Genomic DNA, 6,644 nt, shown 5'->3' with positions numbered 1-6,644 from the left:
GTGTATTATGCGCCCCCGCCGCCGCCGCCGCCGGTTTATTATGCACCGCCTCCGGTCTATTATCCGCCGCCCGGCTATTATTACGGCGGTGAGCGTCATCATCATGAAGACGATGACGACGACAATTAAACCATAGAGCCTGATTGGTTTAAGTGAGGTCAGGCTCTGGCCATTTTTCTGAGGGCGATTCACGCTTTCGGCTCGCTCAGGCGAGCGAGCCTCAAACGATCGCACTCTAACCGGCTGCGGGGTTTATCTGCCCGTCTGGCCCCGGTGGCGCAGCAAATGGTCGGCCAGCACGCAAGCCACCATGGCTTCCCCCACCGGCACGGCGCGGATGCCGACACAGGGGTCGTGGCGCCCCTTGGTGAACACATCGGCATCTTCTCCAGCGGCGGTCACGCTGCGCATCGGCGTGAGGATCGAGCTGGTCGGCTTCACCGCGAACCGCGCCACGATATCCTGCCCGGTGGCGATACCGCCCAAAATACCCCCGGCATGGTTGGCGAGGAAGGTGATCTTATCGCCCTCCATGCGCATCTCATCGGCGTTTTCCTCGCCGCGCAATGCGGCGGCGGCAAAACCATCGCCGATTTCCACACCTTTGACGGCGTTGATGCTCATGAGCGCGGCAGCGATATCAGCGTCCAGCTTGCCGTAAATCGGCGCGCCCAACCCTGGCGGCACGCCCTGGGCCACCACCTCCAGCACCGCGCCGATGGACGACCCCGCCTTGCGGATGCCGTCCAGAATACCTTCCCATTGAGTGGCGGCCAGCGGGTCCGGGCAGAAAAACGGGTTCTCCTCCACCGCTTCCCAGTTCCAGCGCGCGCGCTCGATCTCATGCGCCCCCAGCGCCACCATCGCGCCGCGGATCACCACCTGAGGCCCCAGCACCTTGCGCGCCACGGCCCCGGCCGCCACGCGCATCGCCGTCTCGCGCGCCGAGGACCGCCCGCCGCCGCGCGGGTCGCGATGGCCGTATTTCATGTCATAGGCCACATCGGCATGGCCCGGCCGGTAGCGCGCCGCGATGTTGGCATAATCTTTCGAGCGCTGGTCGGTATTCTCGATGAGCAGCGAAATCGGCGTGCCGGTGGTGCGTCCCTCATACACGCCCGAGAGGATTTTCACCTGGTCCGGCTCCTGGCGCTGGGTGGTGAAGCGTGACTGCCCCGGCCGGCGCCTGTCCAGAAACGGCTGAATATCAGCCTCTGTCAGTTCAATCCCCGGCGGACATCCGTCCACCACGCAGCCAATCGCCGGCCCGTGGCTCTCGCCCCAGGTGGTGACCCGGAAAAGCTGCCCGAAACTGTTGAACGACACGTTTCAGCCGAAATCGTTGGCGATGGCCAGGTCCGGCGCGGTTGGATTCTTCATGCCCACGATATGGTAGCCGCAATCCACATGGTGCACCTCGCCGGTCACACCTTTGGAAAGGTCGGAGAGCATGTACAGCCCCGCGCCGCCGACTTCCTCCAGCTCGATATTACGCTCCAGCGGCGAGTTATACTTGTTCCATTTCATGATGTAGCTGAAATCGCCGATGCCCGAGGCGGCGAGCGTCTTGATCGGCCCGGCCGAGATCGCGTTTACGCGGATCTGCCGCGCGCCGAGGTCAGCCGCCATATAGCGCACCGATGCCTCCAGCGCCGCCTTGGCGACGCCCATCACGTTATAATGCGGCACCACGCGCTCAGCACCCAGGTAGGAGAGGGTCAGCAGGGAGCCGCCATCCTTCATCAAAGCCGCGGCGCGCTGCCCGGCGGCGGCGAAGGAATAGCAGGAAATGTCCATTGCCTGCTGGAACACGGCGCGGGGGGTATCAATATAACGCCCGCGCAGAAAGTTTTTGTCCGCGAAGCCGATGGCATGCACCAGAAAATCGATCTTGCCCCATTTCTCGCCCAAAGCGTCGAAGGCGGTGTCCATTGCGCCGTCATCGCTCACATCGCAGGGCAGCAGAAAATCCGCCCCGATGGAATTGGCCAGCGGGCGTACCCGCTTTTCCAGCGCCTCACCCTGATAGGTGAAGGCAACCTCGCCCCCCTGCGCGGCCACCGCCTGCGCGATGGCCCAGGCGATCGAGCGGTTATTGGCCACCCCCATGATCAACCCTCGCTTGCCCTGCATGAGCGTACCCTTGGGCGGCGAAATCTGGGACTCGGTATCGGGCATGGGCGCTATCTCCGTCTGGGCATTCGTATCGGTGCCGGTGGTGGCATTACAATGTGACCGTTTTAGGTTGACGCACCCTGACGTCAACCTCAATCGTAAATTGCTCGCTAACTATCTGATATTTTGGTGGTTTCTGTTTGCGATTGTAACGCAACCGCGATTCGACGGCGGCCGTCCAGGCTCTTAAACTGTCCGGCGCTTCACAAGCGCGTAATTTTGGAGATTCTGCATGAACCAAGACCCGTTTACCAAATTTGGCACCTGGCTGGCCGAGGCCGAGGCCAGCGAGCCGAACGACCCGAATGCGATGGTCGTGGCCACGGCTTCCGCCACTGGCCGCCCGGCGGCGCGGGTGTTGCTGCTGAAGGGGTGGGACCGTGCGGGCTTTGTGTTCTATTCCAATCTGGAGTCGCGCAAGGCTGATGAAATGCGTGCGAACGCTCAGGTCTCGCTCTTGTTCCACTGGAAGAGCCTGCGCCGGCAAATCCGCATCGAAGGGCTGGTAACCCAGGTGAGCGCGGCGGAGGCCGATGAATATTTCGCCTCGCGCCCCCGGGTTTCCAAACTGGGCGCATGGGCCTCGGCGCAATCGCGCCCCTTGCCCTCGCGTGAGGTTTTCGAGGCCAGGCTGGCCGAGGTGGAGGCGCGCTTCCCCGGCGAGGACGTCCCCCGTCCTGAACACTGGTCCGGCTGGCGCCTTGTCCCCGACTACGTCGAGTTTTGGCAGGACCGTGAATTTCGCCTGCATGACCGTGAGGTGTTCATCCGCCAGGGCGGCACTTGGCAAACCGGGTTGCTCTACCCTTAAGAGAGCTAGTCCCGCTTCATCTCCAGCGCCCGGGCATAAACCTGCTTCTTTGCCAGCCCGGTCGCGGCGGCCACGGCGTTCACCGCATCCTTCAGGCTCATCTGCGCTAGCGCTGCCGCCAGGGCGCCGTCCAGCGTCTCGGCGGAGGTGGGCTCATCGGGCGCCGGGCCGATCACCACGGTGATTTCTCCGCGTGCCGCCTGGGTTTGGTAGTGTGCCGTCAACTCCGGCAGAGGGCCGCGCCGTACCTCCTCGTAATGCTTGGAAAGCTCGCGGCACACCGCCGCCTGGCGCGGGCCGAATACCTGCGCGGCATCGGCCAGGAACTCCGCCAGCCGGTGTGGGGCCTCGTAGAAAATCAGTGTGGCGCTCAGCCCGGCGGCCTCGGCATTGCGCAGCCGGGTGAGGGCGGCCGTGCGCGCGCCGGACTTCACCGGCATAAACCCAGAGAACAAAAACGGGTGCGGCGGCAGGCCCGAGAGGGTGAGCGCCAGCACCGCCGCGTTCGGCCCGGGAATCCCGCCCACGAGCAACCCCGCCTCAATCGCCGCGCGCACCAGCCGGTAGCCGGGGTCGGAGACCAGCGGTGTGCCCGCATCCGAGATCAGCGCATAGCGCGCGCCGTTACGCATGGCTTCAACCAGCCCTGGCACCCGCGACTCCTCGTTATGCTCATGCAGCGCGATCAACCGAGTCTTGATATCCCAGGCACGCAGCAGAACCGCGCTGGTCCGGGTATCCTCGCACAGAATCGCATCGACTCCTGCCAGGGTATCGCGCGCGCGCGGTGAAAAATCTTTAAGGTTGCCGATCGGGGTGGAAACCAGCACAAGAGCGGCGGCTGACGCGTGTTGCGGCGCCATAGAGAGAGGTTCGGTCCTTGGTTCGCAAGTCCTTGGTTCAAAAATATCCGGTTCGCCGTTCGCATCTGCTGTCATCTGGGGCCCTCCTGGCCACGCTGGCGCTCCTAGGTTGCGCCGGTCAAGCACCGAATTCGCCATATGGCTATAGCCCCTCCTTTCTGGGCGCAGGCCCCGCGCCCGCGCCGCTTGCCGCGGCCGGGCCAAGCATCGGCAAAACCAGCGGCAATGTATTGCTGCTGCTGCCGCTCAGCGGTCCGCTCGCGCCCGTTGGCCAGGCCATGGAAAACGCCGCCAAACTGGTGTTCCCGCAGGGCAGCGCCCCCAGCCTGGACATCCGCGATACCGCCGGCACGCCCGATGGCGCCGCGGCCGCCGCGCAAGCCGGCATCGCAGCGGGTGACGGCATCATCTTGGGACCGCTGACGGCGGTGGAAACCCGCGCCGTCGCCCCGCTGGCGCAAAAATCTGGCGTTAACATGCTCAGCTTCAGCAACGACGCCACGCTGGCGCAGCCGGGTATCTGGCCGCTGGGCATCACGCCCGGCCAGCAGGTGCGGCGCGTGGTGCAGGCTGCGGCGGATTCCGGCCGCACGCAGCTTGCCGCGCTGCTGCCCGATTCTGATTTCGGCCACAGCCTGGCCAGCGCCATTAGCGCCGCAACCGCCTCCCTTAGCGAGCCCGCTCCGCAAATCACCTTCTATCCGCAGGATTTCAACGGCCTGAACCGGGCGGTGAACCAGATGTCGGACTTCGCTGATCGTGGCCAGGGGCTTGAGGACCAGATCAAGGCCGCGCAGGATCTCGGCACGCCGGCCGGCCGGCTGAAGGCGCACGAGTTGCAGCACCAGCAGATACCGCCGCCCAGCTTCAACGCCTTGTTCATCGGCGCCACGGACGGCAACACCCTGGCGGAGCTGGCGAATTTCCTTCCGTATTACGATGTCAACCCGCCGCAGGTGCAATATCTAGGGCCTGAGATCTGGTCCACCCTCGCGCCGCAGATGGCGCATCAATCCGTATTCCTCGGCGCGCTGTACGCCGCGCCGGACCCGGCGGCGGCGGCGGCGTTCGATGCCAAATACCAAACGGCTTATGGCAGCGCGCCACCGGCCATCGCGGATGTCGCCTTCGATGCTGCGGCGCTGGCCAAGATGGCGGCGTCCTCGGGCGGGTACACCAGCACGGTCCTGACCGCGCCGGCCGGCTTCACCGGCACTGACGGCGTGCTGCTCCTGCAGCCGGACGGCCAGGTGCGGCGCGGGCTGGCGGTATTCAAGATCGCCCCTGGCGTGCCGGTCATCGCCTCCGCGGCCCCCACGCAGCTCAGCCAGCCGGGCAATTGATGTCCGCACAGCCGCTGGACCGGGCGTGGCCGGCCGCGCTTGCGGTTTTTTTGGCGCTGGCGGCTTTGCCGAGCGTGGCATTTGGCCTGCTTGTGGTTGTCGGCGCCCTGCACGCGCTGCCTGCCTTTCTGGCCTGGGCAGCCTGCGCGGGCGTGGCGGCCGGCTTTGGCGTGCTGCTGGGGCGCGATATCATGGTGATGACCTCGCTGGTCCGCGCCCTGCAAACCCGCCCGGAGGACATGCCGCGCAATACCTCCTTGCTGGTGCCGGGCATGCGCCTGCTTGGCCAGGAGGCGATCCGCCTGATCCACGCCGAGCGCCTCTCGCGCGCCCGCCTGGTCGCCAGCGCGACCGAGGACCGCGCCCTGGTGGAGCGCCTGCCGGACCCGCTGATGAAGCTGGACACCGCGGGCAATCCGGTTTGGCGTAACGCGAGCGCGGTGGCGGCCTTCGGCACAGAGACCGCCGCCCTGCTACGCCACCCCATGCTGCGCACCGCCCTGGCGGATGCCGGGCAGACCAACGCCCCCGTGCGCAGCCGGCTGACCCTGGCGGTGCCGGTCCCGCGTGACCTTGACGTGACCGTGATCCCCGTGAACGGCCCGGTATATGTGCTGGTGACGGACCGTACCCATGAGCGCGCGTTGGAGAAGATGCGAGCTGATTTCGTCGCGAATTCCAGCCATGAGCTGCGCACGCCGCTTGCCAGCCTGATCGGCTTCATCGAGACCCTGCGCGGCTCGGCGGCCGATGACCCGGAGGCGCAGAAGCGTTTCCTTGGCATCATGGCCGAACAGGCGGCGCGCATGCAGCGCGTTATCGGCGACCTGCTCAGCCTCTCGCGGATCGAAATTTCCGAGCACCAGCCGCCGGAGGAGTTGCTCGATATCCGCCCGCTGCTGGAGCGCATCATCGCCGGGATGGAGCCCATGCTGCATGAAAATGAGACGCGCCTGGAAGTGGCGATCCCGCCGGACCTGCCTGTCGTCCCCGCTGATGCCGACCAATTGGCTCAGGTATTCACCAACCTGCTCGACAATGCGATTAAATACGGCAAGCGTGGCGGCTGCATAAAACTGGTGGCGGCGCGCGCCGGCACGGATGCGCGTTTTGCCGCCAATGGCGTGCTGGTGAGCGTTGCGGACGACGGCACCGGGATACCCCGCGAGCATATCCCCCGGTTGACGGAGCGTTTCTACCGTGTGGATAAAGGGCGTTCGCGCGCCGTGGGCGGAACCGGGCTTGGCCTGGCCATCGTCAAGCACGTCATCAACCGTCATCGCGGCCGGCTGGTAATCGACTCGACAGAAGGCCGCGGCACAGTCTTTACCGTCTGGCTGCCAGCGCGAATCGTATGCATCCGGTGAATGACGCGGGCCTTACTTTTTTAGGTGTCGTCGTTCTCTGATGATATCCTCGAGGTTTTCGACGCCGAAGTCGGAGAAGGCTGCG

The 6,644-nt window shown here is 65.4% G+C and carries 6 protein-coding genes; 3 read left to right on the top strand and 3 right to left on the bottom strand.

The window, feature by feature from the left end; translation table 11 throughout:
• Window positions 1-252: 252 nt before the first annotated feature.
• Together aroC and fabI are read right to left on the bottom strand one after the other, a co-directional pair.
• Complete coding sequence (gene aroC / locus HKL97_RS06890) at window positions 253-1,326, bottom strand: chorismate synthase (RefSeq protein ID WP_291423754.1); 1,074 nt, start codon at window positions 1,324-1,326, stop codon at window positions 253-255.
• Between the two features lie 3 nt (window positions 1,327-1,329).
• Window positions 1,330-2,178 (bottom strand): enoyl-ACP reductase FabI, encoded by an 849-nt coding sequence (fabI, locus tag HKL97_RS06885; protein ID WP_291423752.1) that lies wholly within the window; start codon window positions 2,176-2,178, stop codon window positions 1,330-1,332.
• Between the two features lie 229 nt (window positions 2,179-2,407).
• On the opposite strand from fabI, the gene pdxH reads away from it, so the two are divergent.
• Window positions 2,408-2,986 (top strand): pyridoxamine 5'-phosphate oxidase, encoded by a 579-nt coding sequence (gene pdxH / locus HKL97_RS06880; protein ID WP_291423750.1) that lies wholly within the window; start codon window positions 2,408-2,410, stop codon window positions 2,984-2,986.
• 5 nt (window positions 2,987-2,991) lie between these two features.
• Here pdxH and rsmI read toward each other — a convergent pair whose 3' ends face one another.
• Window positions 2,992-3,849, bottom strand: coding sequence for a 16S rRNA (cytidine(1402)-2'-O)-methyltransferase (gene rsmI, locus HKL97_RS06875; protein ID WP_291423748.1), 858 nt, complete (start codon window positions 3,847-3,849; stop codon window positions 2,992-2,994).
• A gap of 17 nt (window positions 3,850-3,866) precedes the next feature.
• On the opposite strand from rsmI, the gene HKL97_RS06870 reads away from it, so the two are divergent.
• Both HKL97_RS06870 and HKL97_RS06865 read left to right on the top strand, forming a co-directional pair.
• Window positions 3,867-5,192, top strand: a complete 1,326-nt coding sequence (locus HKL97_RS06870; protein WP_291423746.1) for a penicillin-binding protein activator — start codon at window positions 3,867-3,869, stop codon at window positions 5,190-5,192.
• Entirely contained in the window at window positions 5,192-6,559 is a 1,368-nt protein-coding gene (locus tag HKL97_RS06865) for an ATP-binding protein (RefSeq protein WP_291423745.1), read from the top strand. Before HKL97_RS06870 ends, HKL97_RS06865 begins: the two co-directional genes overlap by 1 nt.
• The last annotated feature ends 85 nt before the right edge of the window (window positions 6,560-6,644 follow it).

The sequence above is a fragment of the Acidocella sp. genome (genome assembly GCF_013044125.1).
Lineage (GTDB): Bacteria > Pseudomonadota > Alphaproteobacteria > Acetobacterales > Acetobacteraceae > Acidocella.
This window is presented reverse-complemented; position numbering and strand designations above follow the sequence as displayed.